Genomic DNA, 20,538 nt, shown 5'->3' with positions numbered 1-20,538 from the left:
GAATCGCCCTGACGGCCGACAACGTTCGGTCGCCAGTTTTTCTTTAACCGACGACCGGCACAAGAATCTCGCCTCGCGACATTTCGACGGCGTCCCCCGAGTAGAGCTGAAACTCCCCTTCCCACTTCGCATGCGGAAGCGGAAAGCCAAGCTGCTGCAGCTCACGCTCGAGCATCGTCATCATCGGCGGTCGAAACTGACAATCGCGCGCGAAGGTCGCCGGCAATTCGCTTCCGGCAGAGAGTGCGACGATTGTCCCGCGCTTCATGCGCAAACCGGCGCTACGGCCGAGTTTGCCGCCGACGACAATCGTGCCGGCCAACATGCGATAACCGCACAGCTCGCCGACATCGCCGGCGACCGCAATCATGCCGCGCCGCATCCGAACTCCCAATTCACGACCAGCAGAGCCATGAATGACGATCGTTCCTCCTTGCAGACCTCGCTTCTCGCCGGGGTTAGGACTACCGACAAAATCGCCGGCGTCGCCGACGACCGTCAGACTTCCCCCCTTCATTGCGGCGCCAACATGATCGCCAACGTTACCCTCAATCGTCAGACTGCCGGAGTTCATTTCGGCGCCAAGAAAATCGCAACGGGAGAAGTCGCCGACCAAACGGAGTTGCTGATCGGTCGCGACTCCTTTCCGTTGAAAGAGCTCCCCCAATTCCACCTGTTCGGCCCCACACGCAAGCGAGAGCCGAGCGATCTGGTCCGCCGAAAGAGAGGCCAACCGATCGGGCGTGATCTCTCGCAAACCGATGACGGGGGAGATATCCTGGACAAGCGTTAGGGTCAGCGGCATGGCCGATCGCTTTCAATGTTGACCATCGAATCACCAAGTCATTCCAAGATAGCCGCGAAAAGCTCGCGGGTGAACCAGGATGCAATCGCCAATACCGCAGAGCGCCGCCATCATCTTGTGCGGAGGACAGAGTCGTCGAATGGGGGCCGAGAAAGCGTCGTTGGCGTTTGGCGCAGAAACGTTGCTATCACGTATTGCGCGTATCGTGTCGCCGGTCGTGACCGAGACGATCATCGTCGCCGCGCCGCAGCAAACGCTACCGAAGTTTTCGGTCGACGTACGCGTCGTCTATGACGAAACGCCTGGCCTGGGGCCCTTGGAAGGAGTCCGCTGCGGTCTCGATTCGGTCGGCCCCGGCGTCGATCGCGCACTTGTATGCGGATGCGATACTCCGTTAATCACCACAGAAGCGGTGCGGATTTTATTCGAAAAATTGGATGATCTCTGTGACGCCGCGGTAACGGCCGACATCGAACGAATGCATCCAACGTTCGGCGTTTATCGCGTTCATGCCGCAGGCGTCGCCGCCAGACAGCTACTGGCCGGCGAGCGTTCGCTGCATGGTTTTGTGAGACATCTCTCTATCACGGCGGTCTCTCCTGCAGAGCTCGGCGGCGATCAGTTGTTGCACAACGTGAATACGCCGGAAGAGTACGCCTCCGCACTGTTGGCAGCCGGCTTGCCTCCTGCGGAGTTTCCACCGCCCTCTGCACCTTAATTAGAGAAGGACACGCTCATGCCAGACGCCGCCGTTTGGGAAGCTGTCAAAAAGAACGTTTCGATGAGCTTCCAGATGTTCGATAGCCATTTGGACGACGTCGACAAAGCCGATTGGTTTCGCATGCCGGGCGACGTCACGCACGTCGCTTGGCAAGTTGGCCACATCACGATCGCCGCCTATGGCATCGGCCTGCGCATGCAACGCGGCGCAAGCCCTGCCGACGCCGAACTAGGCCTGGCCAACTACAAAGAGCTGTTTGGACAAGGATCGACCCCGTCGGCCGACGCCAGCAAGTATCCTTCGGCTGAAACGCTCCATGCGAATCTGAAGAAGGTATTCGCCCAGGTTGAAAAAGAAATGGCCGAATACAAGCTGAGTGAACTCGACGACGCCCTCGATCCTGGGCACCCGCTCTTCAAGACGCGGTTCGCGGCGATGTCGTTCCTGCCGGCGCATAACTTCATGCACTACGGTCAGGTTTCGCTGCTGCGTCGCCTCTTTGGCGCCGCGCCGATCCGCTAAGCGGAACAGGTACAAGAAAAGAAAAAACTCCACGGCTCAGCGAGCCGTGGAGTTCGTCTTGATCGATTACAGCACCGCTTTAATCGCGTTGCAGAGCTTCTCGACGTTGGTCTCAGAAATGCCGGCCACGTTGATGCGGCCCGAGCCGACGATATAGATCGCGAACTTGCTACGCAGTTCGTCGACCTGCACCGGATTCAAACCGGAGAACGAGAACATCCCCTTCTGGTTCGCGATGAACGAGAAGTCGCGATCGACGCCGACCTTCTTCATCGTCTCGACCAGCAGCGTCCGCATCCCGTTGATCCGATCACGCATCGCGGTCAATTCCCCTTCCCACTGCGACTTGAGCGTCGCGTCGGACAGGATTGTTTCGACCACGGCGCCGCCATGGGTCGGCGGGTTCGAGTAGTTCGCCCGAATCGCATTCTTCAGTTGGCTCAGCACGGCCGTCGCAGCGGCGGAGTCGCCGGCAACCGCGGTCAGCGCGCCAACTCGCTCGTTATACAAACCAAAGTTCTTGCTGAACGAGCTGCAGACGAGCAACTCTTGCCCCGGTTGGGCCAGCGCGGCCAGACCAGCGGCATCTTCACATAGGCCGTCGCCGAAGCCTTGGTAGGCGAAGTCGACCAGCGGCAGCAGATCGCGGCGATGAATCAGCTCGGCGATCTCTTTCCATTGCTCCGGAGTCGGATCGATGCCGCTCGGATTGTGGCAGCAGCCATGCAGCAGGACGACGTCGCCCGACGGAACCTTTTCCAACGCTTCCATCATTTCGCCAAAGGCCAGCCCGTTGCTCGCTTTGTCGAAATAGGGATAGCCGACCGTTTCTATTCCAGCGGCCGCGAAGATGCTGGGGTGATTCGGCCAGGTCGGCTGGCTGATCCAGACGCGGCGACCCGGCAGATTTTTCGCCAGAAAATCGGCGGCCACGCGCAGTGCCCCCGTACCTCCGGGGGTTTGGACCGTAACGCCCCGCGATGCGGCATTGATCTCGTGATCGGCGCCAAGCATCAGCTCGCGGACCAAGCGGCAATACTCGGGCCGGCCGTCAATCGGCAGGTACGATTTCGTCTTTTCGTCGCTCACCAGGCGACGTTCGGCCTCTTTCACGCAATCCAGAACCGGCGTCACCCCATTGGCGTCTTTAAAGACCCCGACGCTCAGATTGATCTTTTCGGGGTTGGGATCATTGCGAAACGCCTCGTTGAGGCCAAGAATCGAGTCGGGCGGCGCGGTTTGAACGTTCTGAAACATACCTGTGATTCGCGGTTTGGGGGAAGTAACGGAGTCGTCGGCAGCGTAGGACGCTGCGGCGCCCCAAAGGTTCGCCATGCGGCGCAAATTCAACCGGATGGCCGACTTCTGTCGAGTCAGGCGCTTCGCAGTCCTTGACGAACCGAATTAGTCGTGCCAACAATTAAATGGTACTTGCGAGCGTCTCTTCCAGACAGACCCCACCGGACCGGCCGCTACCCTCTAACACGTTGGGCGGCCCGCGGAACTTGCCCGCTCGTTTCCGATCGATCGCCCCTTTGGGTCGCTCGGCAAACCCTCCTTCCTACCTCCTAGAAAGACGATTGACGAGATGGCACGTTCTCGAGTCGGTATTTGGCTAATTGGGGCTCGCGGCGGCGTCGCTGCGACGACGATTGTTGGTTTGGTCGCTCTCCGTCGCGGCTTGGTCGACACGGTCGGCCTGGTGAGCGAATTGCCGCAATTCGCCGACCTTGGCCTGACGACGTGGGATAACATCGTCATCGGCGGTCACGAAATCCGCAACGTCACCCTCTACGACGCCGCTCAGCAACTGGTCGACGTCAGCCGAGCCCTCGATCCGCGCCTGGTCGCGGCGGCCAAAGAAGACCTCGATGCGATCGACGCCAATATCAAAGACGGCACGCTGCTGAACGTCGGCGCCAAGATCGCCGGGCTGGCCAAGAACGAACTGCGCGAGAAGACCGAAACGCCTCGCCAGGCGATCAGCCGCATCCAGGCCGACATCTCGGCCTTCGCCAAACAGCACGAACTGTCGGACGTGATCGTGATCAACGTTTCGTCAACCGAGCCGCCGTTCGACGACAGCAAGTTGCCGACCAGTTGGAACGAACTGGCGCCGCTGCTCGAGTCGGGCGATTGCCATCTGCCGGCCAGCAGCTTGTATGGCGCTGCGGCGCTGGAACTTGGTTTCCCCTACGTCAACTTCACGCCGTCGGTCGGCGCGTCGATTCCGGCCCTGTGCGATTTGGCCGAGCAGAAGAAGACCTGCCACATGGGGCATGACGGCAAGACCGGCGAGACGCTCCTCAAGAGCACCCTCGCGCCGATGTTCGCCCATCGCAACTTGGAAGTGATGAGCTGGGTCGGACACAACATCTTCGGCAACATGGACGCCGTCGTCCTCGACGATCCCGAAAACAAAAAGACGAAAGCGACCAGCAAGGATCGCCTGCTTGGTCAGATCTTCGGCTACCATCCGCAAACTCTGGTGACGATCGAACGGATCGACAGCATGGGGGACTGGAAGACGGCGTGGGATCATATCCACTTCCGCGGCTTCCTTGGCACGCCGATGGTGATGCAGTTCATCTGGCAAGGCGCCGACTCGCTGCTCGCCGCACCGCTGGTGATCGACCTGGCGCGGTTCGCCGAACTCGCCCATCGCCGCGGCGAGACGGGACTTTTGACGTCGCTAGCTTGCTTCTTTAAGTCGCCGCATGGCACCGGCGAGAACGATTTTTCCAAGCAATTTTCGATGCTCGAGGCCTGGGCGAAATCGTAGCGACGTTGCCGCACAAGCAGTTAGGAAACCTTAAGAACGTTTCATCTGCTTTGGCATACGAATTCTGCAAAATTTGATTCGCCTCGCTGTCGAACAATCCCTATAGTTGAAAAATCACGAGAGCCGTCAGGTCGCTGACGGCTTTTTCGAGTTCCAACGAATAGAGCCTTCGATGCGACGCTTCGTCACGCAAACGCTGGTCTGGTTGATCGTCGTGAGCCTATCGGCTGCGACGCCGATCGCCGCTCTGACCGGGCTGTCGCACTCGCCCGAACTCGCTCTTTCCTCAGCGCCCGACGAACCGGTCGCTGCGTCGTCGTACGAAACCGATTCGCACGCCGAAGCCGCCATCCATCGCATCGATCAGCTCTTCTACTATCACGACAAGACGGAAGAAGAAGCGCGCGACGCGTCGCAACATGCGAAGCATCTTTCTCCTTGCGTTGATGCACTCCCAGGCGTCCAGTCCGATGCGGTGCGTCAACTTCTCCTCTCGGTAAGCCGCGGCGACCATATGGCGTCCACCGTGACGCGTCATTTGCGGTTGTAATTCTCCTCTGCGGTCGACTCCCTTTCGCTCTCGACATGCGCCGCTTACGCATGCCCCAAGCTCCGATTTCGCCTACGCAAATCGCCGCTGGGAAGTGACTGCGAAAGGCGCCAATCCTTGTTGCGTCTCGCCATTGCGGTTCCGCACGCTTGTGCGCGATCGCGTCCGCGAGACGGCTCGCACTCACAACAAATTCCAGAGAGAGACGCCGTTATGAATCACCGAAACCTGAACGTTTTGATCAATCGCCACTTCGGTCAGTCGCATCACCGTCGCCCTGATCCGGTTGACGACGTCATCTTCCAGGTCGCCGACCTGTTGAAGATGGGCCGCGCCGACAAAGCGCTCCATCTGCTTCGTCCCAGCAAACGTCATCATGACTTCCGTCTGATCAACGCCCGCGGCGTTTGCCAGATGCGGCTCGGCCTGATCGACGCTTCGGTCAACACGTATCGCACGTTGGCGCTCGAACCGGTCGGCTTGTCGCTGGCCGTTCGCCACAACTTGCCCAACGCCTATAAGACCAACTTGGCGACGGCGTTGTTGCTGAAGGGAGACGTCACCGGAGGCGAACAAATCCTTGATGAAATCGACGACCAAGATTATCCGATGATCGAAAAACTGCGCGACGTGATCGCCGCCTGGCGACAAGAATTGACGCTGTGGGAAAAGATCGAAGATCAGCTTGGCGTCGCCACCTTCCACTCCGTTTCGCTGCCGTTCAAACCAGGCGAACTGGTCTGATTCGACAGCGCAGCCCCGGGAGGGGACGGACCCCAGCCGTCCCCTCCTTTTTCCCTTTTCCTCCGGGGATTTTCGTTTCCCTTACGGCTCTCTGAAGTTTCTTACGCCGATCTTGAGAATTAGATACAAGCGGCCGCCGAAAACCGAGCTGCGCTTCCTCGCAATGCGTAGTCGTCCCAGGAATCGTCCATTACGATGAAAGCTCGCTTATCATCTTTTCTGGAGAGACGCCGTATGTACCGATCACGACGCGAATTCTTGACTGCCGCCGCTGCCGCCGCCGCCCTCGCTCCGTTGAACCGATCTGTCGCCGCCGAGGAGCCTGTCGCGACCGAAGAAGCGGCGCTCGCCAAGCAGAAGATCTCCAATCGGATCGCCATCTCGACTTACTCGTTCTGGCAGTTCCGTCACGAGCACTTGCGCGACGTCGAGAAATGCATCACGCTGTCGGCCGAGATGGGCTTCGACGCGGTCGAGATTCTCCATCGTCAGATGACCGACGAGTCTCCCGCCTACTTGCAAAAGCTGAAACGAACGGCGCTGGTCAACGGCGTCGATCTCTGCGGCTTCTCGACCCACCAAGGCTTTCTCTCTCCCGACAAAGAGAAGCGTCAGAAGAATATCGACGCGACGATCCACTACATCCGCCTGGCGTACGAAATGGGGATTCCCACGATGCGGGTCAACACCGGCACCTGGGGAACGAGCAAAGACTTCGACGACCTGATGGCCAATCGCGGAATCGAAAAGCCGATCGAGGGCTACACCGATGAAGATGGCTACAAGTGGGTGATCGACAGCCTGGAGAAGTGCTTGCCGGAAGCGGAAAAGTGCGGCGTGCTGCTCGGGCTCGAAAACCACTGGGGACTCGGTCGAACCCCCGAAGGAGTTCTACGAATCGTCGATGCGATCGACAGCCCATGGCTACAAGTCACGCTCGACACCGGCAACTTCCTGGAAGATCCGTATGACCGCCTGGCGATGATGGCGCCGAAGGCGATCTACGTTCAGGCTAAAACCTACTTCGGGGGTGGTCTTTGGTACACATTGGACTTGGACTACCCGCGTATCGCAAACCTTTTGCACGAACAGGGTTACCGCGGCTATGTGGCTCTTGAGTTTGAGGGACGCGAAGATCCGCTCGTCGGAATTTCCCAAAGTTTATCGCTCCTACGCACCGCTTTCGCCTAAACAACGGACGATGCTGCTCCTATAATGACGGGAGAAGGGGCGATAATCCGTTTTTATGCTGATTTCCTCCTTTTACCGCAGGAGGCCGTTATGAGTCGCTCCTCAGTCGCCCTGTTGATCGTCCTTACGGCGATCCTTGGCTATTTCAGTATGGTCGGAGTCGCCATCTTTTCGCGCGGAGTCCCTGGAAACAACTTCAGGACGCCAGAAAGCGACAGGATGACGCCAGCCTCTGAGACAATGCGATCTCCTGCTGCATTCCCTACCATCGTTCCGAGCGAGAAGGCGGAATAGCAATGCTCCTTCGCGCTTCTCGGATCGATCCGTGGGGGTTCCCTTTTCTTGAGACGCGAACCCGTCACGTCCAACCGGGGTCTTTTCGGATGGGTGAACGTCTAAAAACTCCTTGCCATGCCATGAATTCGGAAACCGCTAACCAACCTCTCGACGTCGTCTTGTCGGCGTCGGGCAAAACCTTCATCAACGGCGTCGAAGCGCTGCTTGACGCCCACTTGCGCAGACTCTGCTCGCAGGAACGTTGCGCCCGCAGCGTTCGCATCTTCGCCGGCGAAGAGTGCCGCTTTGATCACGTGACGGAGATCTTCCGCGTTTGCCGCCATTGGGGCGTCGCCGACATCTCACTGGCCGGCTAAACAAGATCGCGCGGCGCTTAGTGCGTCGCTTCCATCAGACGCGTGCGAAGATCAGCGCAGACTTCATGGAATTCGCGGGCCGGCTCCACCTTGCCATCCGCGCCTGGAAGTATCGACAGAACGCGCTGTCCGTCAAAGTAGTAGCCTCGATCGCGACCTCCTTTTTTGGCCGCGTACAGGGCCTCATCCGCTTTGGCGACCAGTTCTTCCGGCCCGGCCAGGTCGTCAACTTGCGCGACGCCGATGCTGACCGTCAGCGGGATTTCGATCGCTTCTTCGCGGAAAACGTCCTCGCGAACCGCCGCCAGGATGCGCTGCGCCGCTTCGTTCCCTTTCTCGAGTTCGGTCTCCGGCAACAGAATCGCAAACTCTTCGCCGCCGTAGCGTGTGACGTAGTCCGCGTCGCGCGTCGTTTGCACCAGCGTCTTGGCGACCGCTTGCAACACCGCGTCGCCGATCTGGTGTCCATACCTGTCGTTAATCTTCTTGAAATAGTCGATGTCGACCAGCAACACGCAGAAGGGTCGGCGTTTGCGATTCCAGAGCGCCCACCGCTTGTGCAACTCTTCGTCGAACGCGCGGCGATTGAAAAGCTTGGTCAGACTATCGGTTCGCGCTTCCGAGAGGGTCGCCGCGAGCTGTTCGGTTTGTTCGTTGATCAGCGTCTCAGCCCGCTTCAGTCGCTCTTGCAAACCGTCGTTGGCGTCGTTCATCACCTTGAGCAGATCGATCGCCTGCTCAAGCGACTTCGATCCCGACGAGTTGCGGCGGGCATGGTCGATTCGCTCTTCGATCGAAGCCATCACGTCGCGCTGCTCATGGACGTCGCCCGCCAGGCCGCGCATGAATTGCGACATCCGCTGCAGGATCTGAGCCGCTTTTTCGGCTTCGCCAGGCGCCGCTTCCGCCGCAGGCTGCGAGTCGCGCATTAGCTTGATGCCGATCCACAGCCCCGCCAGCAACGGGAAGACGCCGCAGGTCATGCCGATCAAGAATGTCGAAAATTGAATCGTGGTAACCGATTCCATAGTAAGTCGTCGCGGTTTGCGGGATCAAAGTTGGATGATCAATCCAAAACTAGAACATCGCCGGAAAAACACGGGCGAAACCGCAGGTTTTTTCCTCGATCCTTCGGGAGAACGCAGCCAAGCCGCTCCGGATATTCCGGTCGCTCGGAACAGTTCGATCACGCCGTCTAGGCTAAATTTCGACGAATTCGGCACTCTTGCGGCCTGGAAAGGGGGAAGCCGCCGTTGACCCTCCCCCACAGGGCGCCTATCGTATCGTGCTGAGCCGTAACTTGCCGGTAAGGTAGCCGCCGTCCCGCACTGATTCGCGGCTTAGAATAGGGAATGAATCCCTTGCGAATGAACATCGTCCTGTTTGAAGACGCCGCCGTCGCCAAACTCTATCCGATCACCGTCGGCCGACCGGCGTACGCCGTCAGCTGCGCCAGCTATACGCTGGTCGACCTGCTGACCCCCTGTAGCGAAACGATCCGGGGGGTGGTTCGTCCCCATCTGATCGAACTGCAAAAGTGCGATCGCCCGGCGCTGCACCAGACCAAGCTCGACGACGCCCAGCCGACGCTGCTGCTTAACGCCGTCGTCGCCCCCACGGCCGCCAATCGACAGACGCTGGTCGACTGGGTCGCCAGCAAGCAGCCAGGCGTCATCTACGCCGGCGATCGCTTGCTCGTCGTCCTGCTGCCCCCCAAGTCGCCGCTGCCGGCCCGAGAAGCCAACGCCTTTGAGCTGCGCGACTATCTCAGCGGCCCTGCGATCGCCAAGTTGCCGGAAGCGGAGCACAAGCTGACCTGGTTCGACTACCCGCACGACGTCGTTCAGGCGAATCTCGACACGTTCACCGACAACCTCGAGCTTCGCCTCCGGGAAGGGAACTACCAAGAGCAGCAAATCGGCGTTTACCTCGCTGGATCGGCCAATATCGGCGACCATGTCGTCTGGGATTCGACCTCCGGCCCGATCATCGTCGAGCCGAACGCGACCATTGGCCCCTACTGCTATGTGCGGGGACCGGTCTATATTGGACGTGGCGCACGCATCCTGGAACATGCGGCGATCAAGGATTCCGTCTCCCTCGCCCATACGACCAAGATCGGAGGCGAGGTCGAAGGGACCGTGATCGAACCTTATTCCAACAAACAGCATCATGGTTTTCTAGGTCATAGCTACCTGGGCAGCTGGGTGAACCTGGGAGCGGGAACTTCCAATAGCGACCTGAAAAACACTTACGGTACGGTGAAGATGGAGTACCGTGGAGAGAAGGTCGCCACTGGGATGCAGTTCCTCGGCGCGATCGTCGGCGACTACGCCAAAACGGCGATCAACACCGGCATCTTCACCGGCAAGACGGTCGGAGTCTGCAGCATGCTGTACGGCTTCGTGACGACCAACGTCGCCAGCTTCGTCAACTACGCCCGCCTGTTTGGGCAGGTGACCGAGCTCCCCGCCGACGTGATGGTCGCGACCCAAGAACGAATGTTCCTGCGGCGTAAAGTGGAACAGCGCCCGTGCGACATCCAACTAATCCACGACATGTATTTACTGACTCAAGACGAGAGGCAACTAGCTGGCGAACCGCTGGCTCTTTAACCAAAGCCCCAATTATGAATCTCGCAGACTATTACTCGCCCGGTCGACTCGGGCTGTCGTTTGAACTCTTCCCCCCCAAGACCGACAAGGGGGACGCGTCGCTGATGCTGCACGTCGAGAAGCTGGTCAAATTCAAACCGGACTACATCACGTGCACCTACGGCGCCGGCGGTTCGACGCGCGGCAAGACGCTCGACATTGTCGAAAAGGTAAAGCAAGTCTTCGGCGTCCCGGTCGCATCGCATTTGACCCTGGTCGAGTCGACGGTCGCCGATCTGCGTCTCTACCTGGCCGAAGCGGAACGTCGCGGCGTCGACTACATCGTCGCGCTGCGTGGAGACCCGCCGCAAGGTGAGAAGAAGTTCAAGCCGGTCGCCAAGGGGCTGAGCTACGCCAGCGAATTGGTCGAGCTGGTCAAAGACGAATTCCAGGAGTTCGGCGTCGCCGTCGCCGGTTATCCCGAAAAGCACCTGGAAGCGGAATCGCTCGACGTCGACATCGAACGCTTGAAGCACAAGGTCGATTGCGGCGCCGACATCGTCATCACGCAGCTTTTCTATCGCAACCAGGACTTCTACGAGTTCCGCGAGAAGTGCGTCGCCGCTGGAATCAACGTCCCGATCGTCCCGGGCATCTTCCCGATCGTCAACGGCGCCCAGATCCAGCGGATCGGCACGATGTGCGGCGCCAAGATTCCGCGGGTGCTGGTCGAAGCGCTGCAGAAGAAGCCGGACGACACCGAGTACCACATGCAGATCGGCGTCGAATACGCGACTCGCCAAATCGAAGAACTAACCGAAGCCGGCATCCCGGGCCTCCACTTCTACGTGCTGAACCGATCGGAAGCGACCGCCGCCATTTTGGCGAACATCCGCTACGCCAAGAGCCGCACGTAAAGTATCGGGCGCCACGGCTCTGCGAGCTGTGCGTCCTGTAGCTTACGTCAACATACAAAGAGCCCCGCGTGACTTCACGCGGGGCTCTTTTCGTATGCCGACAAGATCGTAGCTGTACTTACCCCAAGTTCGACCACAGATCCTCAATATCCTTCTTCATCCGCCCCATCTCATTCTTCAGATCTTCGATCTCTTTGCGAAGTTCGCGCACCAGCGGGCTTTCGCTCTCGGCGTCGATCGCCTCGATCGGCGGTTTGGCGGTGGGAACAGGGGCAGCCGTCGTTTGGGCGACCGGCTGCGCTTCGACGACCGGACGAGACGGCGCCGGAGCGGCGACCGTCATTCCACCGCCATGGATGCGGCGCTGTTCTTCCATTTCCTTTTCGGAATAGAGACCATGCGTGACGATCTGCCCGCGGCCTTCCGGCGTCAGAGGCACAACGAGTCCTTTGTCTTGCAGCGTGCGCAACAGCGGCATCAGCGTGCCGATGTCCGGAATCTTCCCCATTCGCGCGGCGCGGCCCCGGAGATCGCCGACCGTTTGCGAACCGCGAAGCAACAGTTCGGCCATGATCGCCAGTTCGTTACCTTCGCAGTCGAGCCAGTCTTTCATGTAGTGACGAAACTTGACGACGCGTCCGTCGCCATGCACTTCGGCCACCGCGCCGATTTCGCGCAGCTGGTCGAGCGCTTCTTCGACGTCATCCGCATCGAGATTCATTTGCGGATCGCGATTGCTCTTTTGATTGCAACCGGTCGTCAGACCGTTCAGGGTCATCGGGTAAGCGTCCGGCGTCGTCTTCGCCTTCTCGATCAAAACACCCAAGATGCGTCGCTGCGTTGCGTTTACGGGGCGCCATTGTTTTTCGCCGCCGGAGTTTGCATTGTCCATTCCGCCATAGCTCCTTCTTATCGAGATGCAGATTCTCGTCACGCCGCAGAATAGAGCGCCGCGAAAGTTGGTGCAAGTCGACGCATGGCCAGAGCCCCAGCCGCGCGGTACAAAGGACCTTTTCCCCCGCATAACTTCCCCGAGGATGCGATGAACGCAAGCAAGCCTCTCAGCGGCAAACGAATCGTCATTTTCGTCGGCGATATCTACGAAGACCTGGAGCTGTGGTATCCCCACCTGCGGATGATCGAAGCCGGCGCCCAGTCGGTCCTCGCCGGTCCCGAAGCCGGAGTCGTCTACGCCGGCAAGAATGGCTACCCCGCGAAAAGCGACGTCGCGATCGCCGACGTGAATCCCAGCGACTTCGACGGCGTCATCTGCCCCGGCGGCTTTATGCCAGACAAGCTTCGCCGCGACGAAAAGGTGAAAGAGATCATTCGCCACTTCGATCAGAAACAGCAGCTGATCGCCGCGGTTTGCCATGGCGGCTGGATGCCGATCTCGGCCGGAGTCTACAAAGGAGTCCGCACGACCGGTTCGCCGGGGATCAAAGACGACCTGATCAACGCCGGCGCGATCTGGGAAGACGCCTCGGTGGTGATCGACCGCCATCACGTCAGCAGCCGCAAGCCGGACGACTTGCCCGACTTCTGCATTGGCATTCTGCAAGTTTTGACAGGCCAATCGTCATGAGCTTAGCCCACTTCACCGTCGCGACGCAGGACGGGGAAACGACCGCCGCGTTCTTCGAGCAGATCTTTCTCTGGAAGCGGATCCACGTTCCCAGCAACACGGATGTGTTGGCGATTTGGCTCGACATCGGCGCAGGTCAGCAGATGCATGTGCTGCAGATCGAAGGGTTCGAGGTCTCGCCGTTTGAGAAAGAATTCGGTCGGCACTTCGCCTTTTTCTTTCCGGCCGCCGAGTTGCCGAAAATCCGCGAGCGATTAGCGGCCGCCGGCGTCGACGTGATCCCGGCAATTCGCCCGACGCCGTTCGAGCGATTCTTTTTCCAGGATCCGACCGGCTACATGTGGGAGGTGATCGATCGCGATCACTTTGTCCGGGAGTAACGCCTGCGCCGGTTGTAACGAAGATTTGAGGGACGTTCAGCAAGAATTTGCCTAACTCTTTACCTAGTCCGCTTTGTTGCGGCGAAGACTTGAGAGTGCAAAAACGTCCCCTCCTTCTTACGTGACCCCAGGCAACTCCCATGGATCGCCAACAAGCCGTCATCATTGGCGCCGGACCTGCCGGCTTAACCGCCGCCTACGAACTGCTGACGCGCACCAACATCAAACCGATCGTGTTGGAAATGTCCGACATGGTCGGCGGCATCTCGCGCACGATCAATTACAAAGGGAACCGCATCGACATCGGCGGGCACCGCTTCTTCTCGAAGTCGGACCGCGTGATGGACTGGTGGGTCAACATGTTGCCGATCGAAGAAGGCGCCAAGGCGAGCTTCACGATCAAGTATCAAAATCAAACCCGCGAAGTCTCGAACAACGGCGACGGCGAGGCTCGCTGCCTTGACCCGGAAAAGGTCGACGACGTGATGCTGGTCCGTCCGCGCAAGAGCCGCATCTACTTCCTCCGTCGCTTCTTCGACTATCCGATCTCGCTCAGCGCCCAAACGGTCGGCAACCTGGGTCCGGTTCGCATGGCGATGATCGGCACCAGCTACATGCAGGCCCGCATCTTCCCGATCAAGAACGAGCAGAACCTCGAGCAGTTCTTCATCAACCGCTTCGGGCGCGAGCTCTACCTCACCTTCTTCAAGTCGTACACCGAGAAGGTCTGGGGCGTACCGTGCGACGCGATCAGCGCCGCATGGGGAGCTCAACGGATCAAAGGCCTGTCGATCACCAAGGCGATCATGCACGCGATCAAGAAGCCGTTCCAACGCAAATCGAACGACGTCAGCCAGAAGGGAGTCGAAACCTCGCTGATCGAACAGTTCCTCTATCCCAAGCATGGCCCCGGCCAGATGTGGGAAACGTGTGCAAAGAAGATCGTCGAACTCGGCGGCGAACTCCACCACAAGACGAAAGTGGACCAGTTGCATGTCGAGGGAGACAAGATCGTCGGCGTCACCGTGGTGAACGAAAATGGCGAAAAGCGTCGCATCGACGGCGACTACGTCTTCTCGACCATGCCGGTCAACGAATTGATTCGCGCGATGGACGCCGAAGTTCCCCCCAACGTCAAGGAAGTGGCCGCAGGGCTGCAGTTCCGCGACTTCATCACGGTCGGCATGCTGGTCAACAAGCTAAAGATCAAAGAAAGCGGTCCGCAGGGCGAACAGCTGGTCCGCGACAACTGGATCTACATCCAAGAGCGCGACGTGTTAATCGGCCGCTTGCAGATCTTCAACAACTGGAGCAAATACCTGGTCGCCGATCAGAAGACCGTTTGGCTCGGCCTCGAATACTTCTGCTACGAGAACGACGAACTGTGGAACAAGTCGGACGAAGATATGGCGGAGCTTGGCAAACAAGAGCTGGCCAAGATCGACATCATCGACGCTAACGACGTGCTTGATGCGACGGTGATCCGGGTTCCCAAGACCTACCCCGCCTACTTCGGCACGTACGATCGCTTCAGCGAAATTCGGGAGTACGTCGACAAGATCGAGAACTTGTACCTGATCGGCCGCAACGGCATGCATCGGTACAACAACCAAGATCACTCGATGCTCGCGGCGATGACCGCGGTCGACAACATCTGCGCCGGCTCGACCGAAAAGTCGAACATCTGGGACGTCAACACCGAGCAGGAATATCACGAAGAAGCGAAGAAGTAGTCGCGCACGTTGGCGACTACGCTTCTCGAATCACTTCCCGCACAATGCGGCGCAGTTTCGGCTCGGCCGCCTTCGCCGCATTGACTACGTCATACTTGCCGACCCGACCGAGATCGTCGGGAAGGCAAATGTTGGTGACGGTCGACAGGGCCAACACCTTTAGCCCGCACTGCCGCGCGACGATCACTTCCGGCACGGTCGACATGCCGACGACGTCGCCGCCGATCTTCCGCAGAAAGCGATACTCGGCGCGGGTCTCGTAGTTGGGGCCGCTCATCGCGACGTAAACCCCTTGATGCACCCGAATCGCTTCGCGCCGGGCGACGTCGGCAGCCAACTGCAACAAGCGGCGATCGTAGGGAGACGACATGTCGGGGAAACGCTCGGCTGGCGTTCCTTCGTCCGTATGCCCAAGCAGTGGGCTTTCCCACATCATGTTGATATGGTCTTCCATCAGCATGATGTCGCCGGAATGGTAGTAGGGATTCATTCCGCCGGAGGCGTTGCTGACGACCAGCATCTCGGCGCCCAGTTCCCGCATCACGCGAACCGGCAGCGTAATCTGGTCGAGCGAGTACCCTTCATAGAGATGGAAACGCCCTTCCATCACCACGACGTCGACCCCGCCGAGCTTGCCGCAGATCAAACGGCCGGCATGGCTCAGCGCCGTCGTCTGCGGGAAGTAAGGAAGATCGTCGTAGTTGATCGACGCTTCGACGTCGATCCCTTCGGTCAGACTGCCGAGTCCGGTGCCGAGGATGACGCCGGCCTTGGGGCGACGGTTCCAACGGCGACGTACCGCGGCGGCGGTTTCTTCCACTTCAACGGACAGTCGAAACAAACTTGGCCTCTCCCTCAGCCGACCTATCAGCGACAGACGCGACGTTACGCGCCTGCTTGGACTCGAGCCAACACCCCTTTGACCAACGTGCAGAGCCGCGGCTGAGCTTCGTTGGCGGTGGCGATGATTTCCGCGACGTTGGCCGGCTTCAGCGCGTCCGGCAAGCACATGTCGGTGATGATCGACAACGCGATCACTTTCATGCCGCAGTGAACCGCGACGATCACTTCCGGTACCGTCGACATGCCGACCGCATCGGCGCCGATCTGACGGAGGAAGCGATACTCGGCGCGGGTTTCCAGGTTCGGACCGGCCACCGCGACGAAAACCCCTTTGTGGGCGACGATGTTTTCCTGACGAGCGATTTCGAGCGCCATGTCGACCAGCTTCAGGTCGTACGGCTCGCACATGTCGGGGAAACGCGGGCCCAGGCGATCGTCGTTGATCCCAATCAGCGGGTTATCTCCCAGCAGATTGATTTGATCTTCGATCACCATGATGTCGCCGCAGTGGAAGTAAGGATTCATCCCACCGGAGGCGTTGGAGCAGACGAGCAGCTCGGCGCCGAGCGCCTTCATCACGCGGACCGGCAGCGTGATCTGCTTCAGCGAGTACCCTTCGTACATATGGAAGCGGCCTTCCATCGCGACGACCGGCAGTCCATTCAGCAGACCGCAGACCAAACGGCCGCGATGGCTGATGGCGGTCGAAGTCGGGAAGTGCGGAATCTCTTCGTATTCCAGCGACGCTTCGATCTCGATCTCTTCGACCAGGCCGCCCAAACCGGTTCCCAAAATGATGCCGGCAGCCGGGACCTTGTCCCATTTTTTGCGGATTGCGGCGACCGCTTCTTCGATTTTGTCGAACAGGTCGAGCATGGACGGTTCCTCAACAGACGTGCGGGAAGTTGTGCGATAGTCAGACACCGATTATGCGGATTGACGACCGCGCCACAAGTAGCGGCCGAGAGAGGCCGCAGAGGCGGAAAAACCGGGCGAGAAAAATCTGAGGGGGACGCACAAGTCGACATAGGGGCAGCAACGCCGACGTGATTTCGCCCCCCTCAGCAGCAGGCAAAAGATACGTTCCGCAAGGGAACGGCAGTGAGACGCGAAAACATGCGCAATCGTTTCGCATCACGCTCAAATAAATCGTGATATCTCTATCAGATTCTATTTGAATGCTCTCGTCAATTTTCCTTTCTTCCAACCCAATTGTAAACTGGATTACGAAGGGAGAGTCGCAATGTACTCACCGTTCTCAAGACGCGGTATAGCGGAATCCGCCATTCTGAAAAACGAAATGGTCGAGCAGCAACTGCGCCGGCGAGGTATTCACGATTCGGCAGTCTTAGCGGCGATGGGGACTGTGCCGCGTCATCAGTTTGTTCCACCCCAATGGCAGCATCTCGCTTACGAAGACTGTGCCGTTCCCCTGAGTGCAGGACAAACGATTTCGCAGCCCTATATCGTCGCGCTGATGTCGCAACTAGCCGCTGCTGGGCCTCACTCTCGAGTGCTGGATGTTGGCGCCGGATCGGGTTACCAGTCCGCCGTCTTGGCGGAAATGGGGGCGGAAGTCTACGCGATCGAAATCTTGCCTGCGTTGGCCAAGTCGGCCGCCGAGCGGCTTCGCGCACTCGGCTACGAAAAAGTTCACCTGATTCAGGGAGACGGCTACGCCGGCTGGCCGAGCGAGGCGCCATTTGACGCCATCTTGATAGCAGCCGCCGCTCCCAAAATTCCTCCGCTACTGCTTGAACAGTTAGCCGTCGGAGGTCGTTTGATCGTGCCGCTCGGGGAAGGCGCCCAGGTTTTGCAGTGCATCCGCAAGGTGAAAGAAGGGGAATTCGAGTCTCGAAACGTCACCGCGGTGCAGTTTGTCCCGATGGTCGGCCGCATCCGGGAACGCGAGCGATAGTTGATATGAAAAGTTTTTTCTGCCGAAGCGAAACCTGGACGCGTGAGCAGCATCGTAGTTAGCAGCCAGGCACAACCAACCGCTGCGGACAACCGACGCTAAACGCATCTACCTCCAATCCAGGAACCGTCCCATGAGTTTCGAAATCAACGGCAAAGTCGCCTTAGTGACCGGCGCCAATCGCGGAATTGGCAAAGCGATCGTCGAGTCGCTCCTCGCCCATGGCGCCAAAAAGGTCTACGCCGCCGTTCGCGATCCACAGTCGGCCCAGCCGCTGGTCGCCCAGTACGGCGATCGGGTGGTTCCGATCGAAGTCGACCTGCAAAACGAAGCGACCGTCCACGCAGCCGCCCAGACCGCCAGCGACGTCGAATTGGTCGTCAACAACGCCGGCGTCTATAAGTCAGAATCGCCTCTTTCCCCGAAGGCGTTTGACGCCTTGCAGTTTGAGTTCGACGTGAACGTCTACGGACTCATTCGGGTCGCTCAGGCGTTCGCTCCGGTTCTTAAGAAGAACGGCGGCGGCGCCTTCGTCCAACTCAACTCGGTAGTCTCGATCAAAACATTCGGCAGCGCGGCGACCTACTCGGCGTCGAAAGCCGCTTCTTACTCGATCACTCAGGCCTTGCGAGAAGAACTGGGAGCCCAGGGAACTGTCGTCGTCAGCGTCCATCCCGGCCCGATCGCCACCGACATGGCCGACGCCGCAGGCTTCGGCGAAATCGCCGAGCCGGCCTCGCTGGTCAGTGAAGCGATCGTCGACGCCCTGAAGAACGAAGAGTTCCACGTCTTCCCCGACAGCATGGCGAAGCAGTTTTACGCCGGGTACGAAAACTACGCCAAGAACTACATCGAAGCGAACATGGCCGAAGCGTAAGCCAAGGCCCTTAGGCTCAATCCTCCGCGAAAGGACGCCCTCTTCCCTCGGGCGTCCTTTTTTTGTGCGCACTACTTCTTGGCCAGCGCAATCTCAACGTTTGGGTCGCCCGACTTGGGAACGGTCACCGTCAGCGGAGTCGTCTTCAATTCGACATAGTGAGCCGGAACCAGGCTGACCAGTTTGGCGTACGGCTTTTCGGCGTCGTAGGCGGCGTACTTCATTACGGTCACCTTGTGATCGCCAGGGAGCGCGCCGTCGCCGGGATTCAGGGTCGTCAATTCAAATCGTCCCTCGGCATCGGTCGTTGCGGTCGATGGCCTCCCCTGCTCTGGAATGAACGAGATCGTCGCATCGGCCAGCGGTTGACCGTCAAGCGTCACGCGACCGCTAACTGGCGCCAGGCCAAGCGGATTTCCTCGACCGCAGCCCAGTAATGCGACCAGCAGGACCGACGTCGCTATCCATCGGCCGCCGTAGTTCATGGAACGAGACATACCCAGTGCCCTCTTCCGCTGTCACGGAGATAGAAGAAATGAAGATTACCTCAACATTGCGAATGTCGGTCGCCGCTTAGAACTCAGTCAGCGGCTGACCATCGCGACGATCTCCCAAGCGTTGATAGTTCACCATGTCGATCGTCTCGGCGACGAAGTGAACCGAGCCGTCGCAAAAGACGAAGTTGCAACCGCCAGGATGAATCGATTTGAAACCTTGTGAAGCGCCCCATTGCCCGGCATGTTGATTGCAACCAGTTCCCGCGCCCGGCGTCCCTTCGCACGTGTTGAAATTGATCGCGACCCCGGTCCCGGTGTAAAGACTGTTGGCCGCCAACCAACCGCGGCGCACATGATTGGAACAGCGCGGCCGAACTTCGCCTAAAGCGATCGTGTTCGACAGCCCGTCGGTAACGTCTTTGAACGCCGCCGCGAGCGCGTTGTGCCCGATCACGCCGGAGAGTCGCGCCAGGCTGAGGGTCGGATCGTCGTTTCGCACTTCGGGCCCATTGCCGAAGAAGTTGTTGTGGGTCCCGCAGGGAGAATTGTTCTGGCTCCCCATACTGGCCGAGTAGTTAGAGACGGCCCGCTTTTGCGTCGAGGGATAACTTTGACCGCCGGTCCAGGTTCCATCGTGATCATCACTGGGGCAAATGAATTCCGTGATCACCAGCTGGTAGAGAGGAGCGCCGCCGGCAGTCGTACTCAGATCGACATCGGTCTTGTCGAGTCGATCGTAGACGTTGTTCTGTTCAATGAACGGCAACAGACGAGACAGCCAGCTCCCATGATTGCCGGTCCCCTGCCAAACGGCGTAGGAGTTGCCATGCCCGATCGGCAATCGCTTGTTGATGTCATGGTAATTGTGCAGCGCCAAACCAAGCTGCTTCAGGTTGTTGGTGCATTGCATGCGCCGCGCCGCTTCGCGGGCTTGTTGCACCGCCGGCAGCAGCAAAGCGATCAAGACGCCGATGATCGCAATCACCACCAGCAATTCGACCAGCGTGAATCCTGTTCGGACTTTCATGGGGAGGCCCCCTTCGTAGTGAAGAGAAAAGATTGGAAGCGATAAGAGCACAAAGCCTGGCGAAACCGAGTCGCGACGAAGCTATATTTTTTAGAGACATCAAATCATTAATCTCCAAAATTGTATAAAAACAAAACGACAACACAAACGCTTTTGTGCCAAGCAGATACGCTATAACGCCGCTGACCAAACTTGTAAT

The 20,538-nt window shown here is 59.0% G+C and carries 22 protein-coding genes; 14 read left to right on the top strand and 8 right to left on the bottom strand.

The window, feature by feature from the left end:
• Positions 1-43 precede the first annotated feature (43 nt).
• Complete coding sequence (locus LOC68_RS20005; protein WP_230222024.1) at positions 44-805, bottom strand: formylmethanofuran dehydrogenase subunit C; 762 nt, start codon at positions 803-805, stop codon at positions 44-46.
• A gap of 79 nt (positions 806-884) precedes the next feature.
• Here LOC68_RS20005 and mobA point away from each other — a divergent pair, with 79 nt between their 5' ends.
• Both mobA and LOC68_RS19995 read left to right on the top strand, forming a co-directional pair.
• Positions 885-1,523: a molybdenum cofactor guanylyltransferase gene (gene mobA, locus LOC68_RS20000; protein WP_230222022.1), complete on the top strand. Its 639-nt coding sequence runs from the start codon at positions 885-887 to the stop codon at positions 1,521-1,523.
• 18 nt (positions 1,524-1,541) lie between these two features.
• The gene (locus tag LOC68_RS19995) at positions 1,542-2,048 is read left to right on the top strand and encodes a DinB family protein (RefSeq protein WP_230222020.1); all 507 of its coding nucleotides are present in this window, start codon (positions 1,542-1,544) and stop codon (positions 2,046-2,048) included.
• A 66-nt stretch (positions 2,049-2,114) separates the two neighbouring features.
• On the opposite strand, the gene LOC68_RS19990 is transcribed toward LOC68_RS19995, so the two are convergent.
• Positions 2,115-3,305, bottom strand: coding sequence for an amino acid aminotransferase (locus LOC68_RS19990; protein ID WP_230222018.1), 1,191 nt, complete (start codon positions 3,303-3,305; stop codon positions 2,115-2,117).
• Positions 3,306-3,636: 331 nt separating this feature from the next.
• Between LOC68_RS19990 and LOC68_RS19985 the strand changes: the two genes are divergently transcribed.
• From LOC68_RS19985 to LOC68_RS19965, 5 genes are all read left to right on the top strand, one after another.
• On the top strand, positions 3,637-4,830 hold the full coding sequence (locus tag LOC68_RS19985; protein ID WP_230222016.1) for an inositol-3-phosphate synthase: 1,194 nt from the start codon (positions 3,637-3,639) through the stop codon (positions 4,828-4,830).
• A gap of 172 nt (positions 4,831-5,002) precedes the next feature.
• A complete protein-coding gene (locus tag LOC68_RS19980) occupies positions 5,003-5,380 on the top strand; it encodes a hypothetical protein (protein WP_230222014.1) in 378 nt (125 codons plus the stop codon).
• 213 nt (positions 5,381-5,593) lie between these two features.
• Entirely contained in the window at positions 5,594-6,124 is a 531-nt protein-coding gene (locus tag LOC68_RS19975; protein WP_230222012.1) for a hypothetical protein, read from the top strand.
• A 234-nt stretch (positions 6,125-6,358) separates the two neighbouring features.
• Positions 6,359-7,315, top strand: coding sequence for a sugar phosphate isomerase/epimerase family protein (locus LOC68_RS19970; protein WP_230222010.1), 957 nt, complete (start codon positions 6,359-6,361; stop codon positions 7,313-7,315).
• A gap of 416 nt (positions 7,316-7,731) precedes the next feature.
• Entirely contained in the window at positions 7,732-7,968 is a 237-nt protein-coding gene (locus LOC68_RS19965) for a hypothetical protein (RefSeq protein ID WP_230222009.1), read from the top strand.
• Positions 7,969-7,985: 17 nt separating this feature from the next.
• On the opposite strand, the gene LOC68_RS19960 is transcribed toward LOC68_RS19965, so the two are convergent.
• Complete coding sequence (locus tag LOC68_RS19960; protein ID WP_230222007.1) at positions 7,986-8,996, bottom strand: diguanylate cyclase; 1,011 nt, start codon at positions 8,994-8,996, stop codon at positions 7,986-7,988.
• 324 nt (positions 8,997-9,320) lie between these two features.
• Here LOC68_RS19960 and LOC68_RS19955 point away from each other — a divergent pair, with 324 nt between their 5' ends.
• Positions 9,321-10,583: a putative sugar nucleotidyl transferase gene (locus LOC68_RS19955; protein WP_230222005.1), complete on the top strand. Its 1,263-nt coding sequence runs from the start codon at positions 9,321-9,323 to the stop codon at positions 10,581-10,583.
• A gap of 14 nt (positions 10,584-10,597) precedes the next feature.
• Positions 10,598-11,479, top strand: a complete 882-nt coding sequence (gene metF / locus LOC68_RS19950; protein WP_230222003.1) for a methylenetetrahydrofolate reductase [NAD(P)H] — start codon at positions 10,598-10,600, stop codon at positions 11,477-11,479.
• 118 nt (positions 11,480-11,597) lie between these two features.
• Here the strand turns inward: metF and LOC68_RS19945 are convergent, their stop codons facing one another.
• Positions 11,598-12,371, bottom strand: a complete 774-nt coding sequence (locus tag LOC68_RS19945; RefSeq protein ID WP_230222001.1) for a YceH family protein — start codon at positions 12,369-12,371, stop codon at positions 11,598-11,600.
• Positions 12,372-12,521: 150 nt separating this feature from the next.
• Between LOC68_RS19945 and LOC68_RS19940 the strand changes: the two genes are divergently transcribed.
• From LOC68_RS19940 to LOC68_RS19930, 3 genes are all read left to right on the top strand, one after another.
• Positions 12,522-13,064 (top strand): type 1 glutamine amidotransferase domain-containing protein, encoded by a 543-nt coding sequence (locus LOC68_RS19940; protein ID WP_230221999.1) that lies wholly within the window; start codon positions 12,522-12,524, stop codon positions 13,062-13,064.
• Positions 13,061-13,444, top strand: a complete 384-nt coding sequence (locus LOC68_RS19935) for a VOC family protein (RefSeq protein WP_230221997.1) — start codon at positions 13,061-13,063, stop codon at positions 13,442-13,444. The genes LOC68_RS19940 and LOC68_RS19935 overlap by 4 nt, the downstream gene beginning before the upstream one ends.
• Before the next feature lie 140 nt (positions 13,445-13,584).
• Positions 13,585-15,177 carry an NAD(P)/FAD-dependent oxidoreductase gene (locus LOC68_RS19930; protein ID WP_230221995.1) on the top strand — a complete coding sequence of 531 codons (1,593 nt, stop codon included), beginning with the start codon at positions 13,585-13,587 and terminating at the stop codon, positions 15,175-15,177.
• Positions 15,178-15,193: 16 nt separating this feature from the next.
• Here LOC68_RS19930 and LOC68_RS19925 read toward each other — a convergent pair whose 3' ends face one another.
• Both LOC68_RS19925 and LOC68_RS19920 read right to left on the bottom strand, forming a co-directional pair.
• Complete coding sequence (locus LOC68_RS19925) at positions 15,194-16,018, bottom strand: purine-nucleoside phosphorylase (protein WP_230221993.1); 825 nt, start codon at positions 16,016-16,018, stop codon at positions 15,194-15,196.
• Positions 16,019-16,062: 44 nt separating this feature from the next.
• Positions 16,063-16,896 carry a purine-nucleoside phosphorylase gene (locus LOC68_RS19920; RefSeq protein ID WP_230221991.1) on the bottom strand — a complete coding sequence of 278 codons (834 nt, stop codon included), beginning with the start codon at positions 16,894-16,896 and terminating at the stop codon, positions 16,063-16,065.
• 367 nt (positions 16,897-17,263) lie between these two features.
• Between LOC68_RS19920 and LOC68_RS19915 the strand changes: the two genes are divergently transcribed.
• Together LOC68_RS19915 and LOC68_RS19910 are read left to right on the top strand one after the other, a co-directional pair.
• On the top strand, positions 17,264-17,938 hold the full coding sequence (locus LOC68_RS19915) for a protein-L-isoaspartate(D-aspartate) O-methyltransferase (RefSeq protein ID WP_230221990.1): 675 nt from the start codon (positions 17,264-17,266) through the stop codon (positions 17,936-17,938).
• A 133-nt stretch (positions 17,939-18,071) separates the two neighbouring features.
• On the top strand, positions 18,072-18,815 hold the full coding sequence (locus LOC68_RS19910) for an SDR family oxidoreductase (protein ID WP_230221988.1): 744 nt from the start codon (positions 18,072-18,074) through the stop codon (positions 18,813-18,815).
• 71 nt (positions 18,816-18,886) lie between these two features.
• On the opposite strand, the gene LOC68_RS19905 is transcribed toward LOC68_RS19910, so the two are convergent.
• Both LOC68_RS19905 and LOC68_RS19900 read right to left on the bottom strand, forming a co-directional pair.
• Positions 18,887-19,312, bottom strand: a complete 426-nt coding sequence (locus LOC68_RS19905; RefSeq protein ID WP_230221986.1) for a carboxypeptidase regulatory-like domain-containing protein — start codon at positions 19,310-19,312, stop codon at positions 18,887-18,889.
• A 76-nt stretch (positions 19,313-19,388) separates the two neighbouring features.
• On the bottom strand, positions 19,389-20,339 hold the full coding sequence (locus LOC68_RS19900; RefSeq protein ID WP_261360167.1) for a DUF1559 domain-containing protein: 951 nt from the start codon (positions 20,337-20,339) through the stop codon (positions 19,389-19,391).
• Positions 20,340-20,538: the final 199 nt, after the last annotated feature.

It is taken from the genome of Blastopirellula sediminis (genome assembly GCF_020966755.1).
GTDB lineage: Bacteria > Planctomycetota > Planctomycetia > Pirellulales > Pirellulaceae > Blastopirellula > Blastopirellula sediminis.
Note: the sequence above shows the minus strand (reverse complement) of the source record. Positions and strands in the feature narration are given on the sequence as shown.